Below are 2,927 nucleotides of genomic sequence, written 5' to 3'. Positions count from 1 at the left end.
ACTCCCGTTCGGCCACATAGTCGGCCGGGTCGTAGCCGCCGAGCACCGGTGTTTCCTTGCGCAGGTGCAGCGCGCCGGTGGCCAGCTCATAGTCGTAGATCCGAGGAGGGGTCAGGAACGAGGTGTAGGCCAGCCGGATCACCGGCGCCTCATAGTCGGAACCGCCCACGCCTGCGGTGAACAGTTCCTCGTCGAAGCCCGGTTCCACCGGAGTTGCCTGGGCTTCGGTTCCCAGGCCGGCGAGGGGCAGCACCTGCACACGTTCGATGGTGTCCTTGCGGATCGACAGCACCACGTGCGTGGCGGTGACGCCCGCGCCGTTGACCCGCACCCCGTCGTCGTGCTCCAAGACGGTGTCCCAGTGCTGCGCTTCCAGCGGCCGGGAGAATTCCGACAAATCCGCCAGCGAGACCATCGAGTTCACGGCGTCTTTGTTGTGCGTGAGCAGCACCTTCTGCACACCGTCCAACAGGAAGGGCTCGGCGTCGTAGAGCACCCGCGCGCTGCGCGGAATCAGCGTCTGCAGCCCGGCATCCGGATGGGCGAAGTCCAGCAGCCGCGTCTCGGAGTATTCGGAGCAGCCGATGCCGATCACCAGGTGCCGGCGGTCGGCGGAGAGGTCGAAGCCCATCCACATGGCCGGGTCGTCTTCCTGATAAATCACGACGTCGGAGGCCACGGATGCGCCGACGGTGTGCGCCTTGATCTGGTACGGGCGCCAGGACTCGTCCACCACCGTGTAGAACACGCGGCTGCCGTCGGGGTCGAAGGCCAGCGAGTAGAAGACGTTCTCCACGACATCGTCCAACAGTTGGCCGGTGTCCAGATCCTTGATCCGCAGGGTGAAGCGCTCGTCGCCGGCGTGGTCCGCGGCGTAGGCGTACAGCCGTCCGTCCTGGGTGACGGCCGAGCCGCCCAAGGAGAAGAACGGCTTGTCTTCCGCCTCCGCGTTGCCGTCCAGCAGGACCTGCTCGCCGGGTACCGGCCGGCCGGCCTCAACCTGCGGGGGAGTCCAGCCAGCGGCCGGATCGCCGGTGTCCAAGGCCTGCACCCGGCACTGGATGCCGTATTGCTTGCCCTCTTCCATGCGGCCGTAGTACCACCAGCCGTCCTTGCGCACCGGCACGGACAGGTCCGTTTCCTGGGTGCGGTTCTTGATCTCCTGGAAGATCGCCTCGCGCAGCGGCTGCTGGTGCGCCGTCACGGCTTCCGTGTAAGCGTTTTCCGCCTGCAGGTGGGCCACGACCTCCGGGTTCTCCTTGTCCCGCAGCCATTCGTAGTGGTCCACGAAGGTGTCGCCGTGGTGGGAGCGCTCGGTGGGAACCTTGGGGGCCACCGGCGGTTCCGGACGGCTTGGCGGCGCAGAAGCCAGGGGGGAGTCACGGACGGTTTCGGCAGGGGTGTGCGTCATGGCACCAATATATAGAGCGAGGCCGGGCTGCCGGGCGGTTTTGGCTGAGGGTGGAAGAGCGCAACCGCCGTCCGTCAGCCGGAGAGGCGGTGGAGCCAGACGGCGACCGGAACCATGATCACGGCACCGATTACCAGGCACCAATTGCCCAGGAACGTAATCCAGCCTCTGCTCCGGTCGGACCCGTGCTTGCCTGCTTCCGTCGACGCGCTCGGGTCCACCACCGGATCGGGACGCTGGTGGCGGGAAAACCGTCCCCGGAGGGTGGCGGCGAGCATCAGCAAACCGCCTCCGACGGCGATCGGCCGCGCGGGGAGGTTGGCAACCACCGTGTCGCCGAGGAGCACCGCCACTGCCACGAGCAGCGCAAAAGCGGCCGCGCCGATCGCCCCGCCCTGCCACGGCTTCAGCCGCACGACGGCGCGAAGGTTGAAGGCGATCAGCGGCATCGCCACCAGGAAGGCGACTGCCAGCAGAAGGTGAAACCCACTGATCTCCACCGAACGGTTTTCGCTGGCGGGCCCCGCAGCGAAGACCAAGGCCATAAAGCCGAAAACCCCCACTACATTGGCTGCGACAACGGCGGGCAGGCCGGAAGGTTCAGGCTGCGCCAGTCCCAAACTGCGCGCGTATTCTGCCGGATTCCCGAAGGCTTCCTCCGGCCTCTCGCCGCTGTCCGCCAGATGCTCGCGCACGGTGGCCGCGGCATCGCCGATCCGAGCGCCGTCCACGTTTAGCAGCCGCAGCTCCAGGACCATCTCGTCCAGCCACTTCTGTTCTGATCCTGTTTTGGTCATGGCCGGTGCTCCTCGGTGTTCAGGTGTGCGTGGACAATGCCGGTGAAATGCCGCCACTGGGACTGCTGCCGTTCCAATTCGGCCAGGCCGTCGGCAGTGAGCCGGAAGTACTTGCGGCCCGGCCCGCCTTCGCCCGCCCGCCATTCGGTGGTGACCAAGCCGTTGGACTCCAGCCGGGTGAGGAGCGGATAAAGGGTGCCGCCTTTCACCGTGCCGAGCCCGGCGGCTTCGAGGGCAGAGGCAATGGCGTAGCCGTAGGTCGGTCCGGGCTCCAGTGACTTCAGGACACACAGGCCCAAGATGCCCCGCATCCACTCACCGGGCCATTGTCTGTGCTGCATGGCTAGATAGTTCCACTAACTAGCCTATCTGTCTAGTGTGCGCTTGGTTCGCACAGGCGACGCCGCGTGCTGCGTCGGCTCGCCATTCTCCGCGGTGACGTATCGAGGACCGGCCGCGTCCGGCTGCCCCTGGTCTTGACGCCCACGGAAGGCCAATATATTCTGAACGAACGGTCGGTAATTATTTCCGGCTGGACTACGTACAGTGAGGTGACCATCGTGGCAACGCACACCGAGGCCGGCGACCCGCAGTTGCACGCCGTGCCGTCCCCCGAGGACGCGGCCGGACAGGCCTACTTTGACAAGATCATTGCGGAGGATTCCCGGATCGAGCCGGCCGACTGGATGCCGGAGAAGTACCGCAAGACGCTGACCCGG

General features: G+C 66.3%; 3 protein-coding genes and 1 pseudogene. 1 reads left to right on the top strand and 3 read right to left on the bottom strand.

Going from position 1 to position 2,927, the window contains the following annotated elements:
* The 3 genes from AC5RWT_RS36270 to AC5RWT_RS36260 all read right to left on the bottom strand — a co-directional run.
* On the bottom strand, nt 1-1,411 hold a 1,411-nt coding region (locus AC5RWT_RS36270; RefSeq protein ID WP_494084446.1), incomplete at its 3' end, for a S9 family peptidase.
* 74 nt (nt 1,412-1,485) lie between these two features.
* The gene (locus AC5RWT_RS36265; protein ID WP_494084445.1) at nt 1,486-2,208 is read right to left on the bottom strand and encodes a hypothetical protein; all 723 of its coding nucleotides are present in this window, start codon (nt 2,206-2,208) and stop codon (nt 1,486-1,488) included.
* Complete coding sequence (locus AC5RWT_RS36260; RefSeq protein WP_494084444.1) at nt 2,205-2,549, bottom strand: PadR family transcriptional regulator; 345 nt, start codon at nt 2,547-2,549, stop codon at nt 2,205-2,207. The genes AC5RWT_RS36265 and AC5RWT_RS36260 overlap by 4 nt, the downstream gene beginning before the upstream one ends.
* A 219-nt stretch (nt 2,550-2,768) precedes the next feature.
* Here AC5RWT_RS36260 and AC5RWT_RS36255 point away from each other — a divergent pair.
* A pseudogene (locus AC5RWT_RS36255) lies at nt 2,769-2,927 on the top strand (1,2-phenylacetyl-CoA epoxidase subunit PaaA); the annotation flags it as partial.

This window comes from Arthrobacter sp. Dra40 (assembly GCF_059091905.1).
Note: the sequence above shows the minus strand (reverse complement) of the source record. Positions and strands in the feature narration are given on the sequence as shown.

What these genes read in the sequence shown, in the direction of transcription:
- AC5RWT_RS36260 (WP_494084444.1), bottom strand. Translation starts at nt 2,549, where the DNA reads ATGCAGCACAGACAATGGCCCGGTGAGTGGATGCGGGGCATCTTGGGC.
- AC5RWT_RS36265 (WP_494084445.1), bottom strand. Translation starts at nt 2,208, where the DNA reads ATGACCAAAACAGGATCAGAACAGAAGTGGCTGGACGAGATGGTCCTG.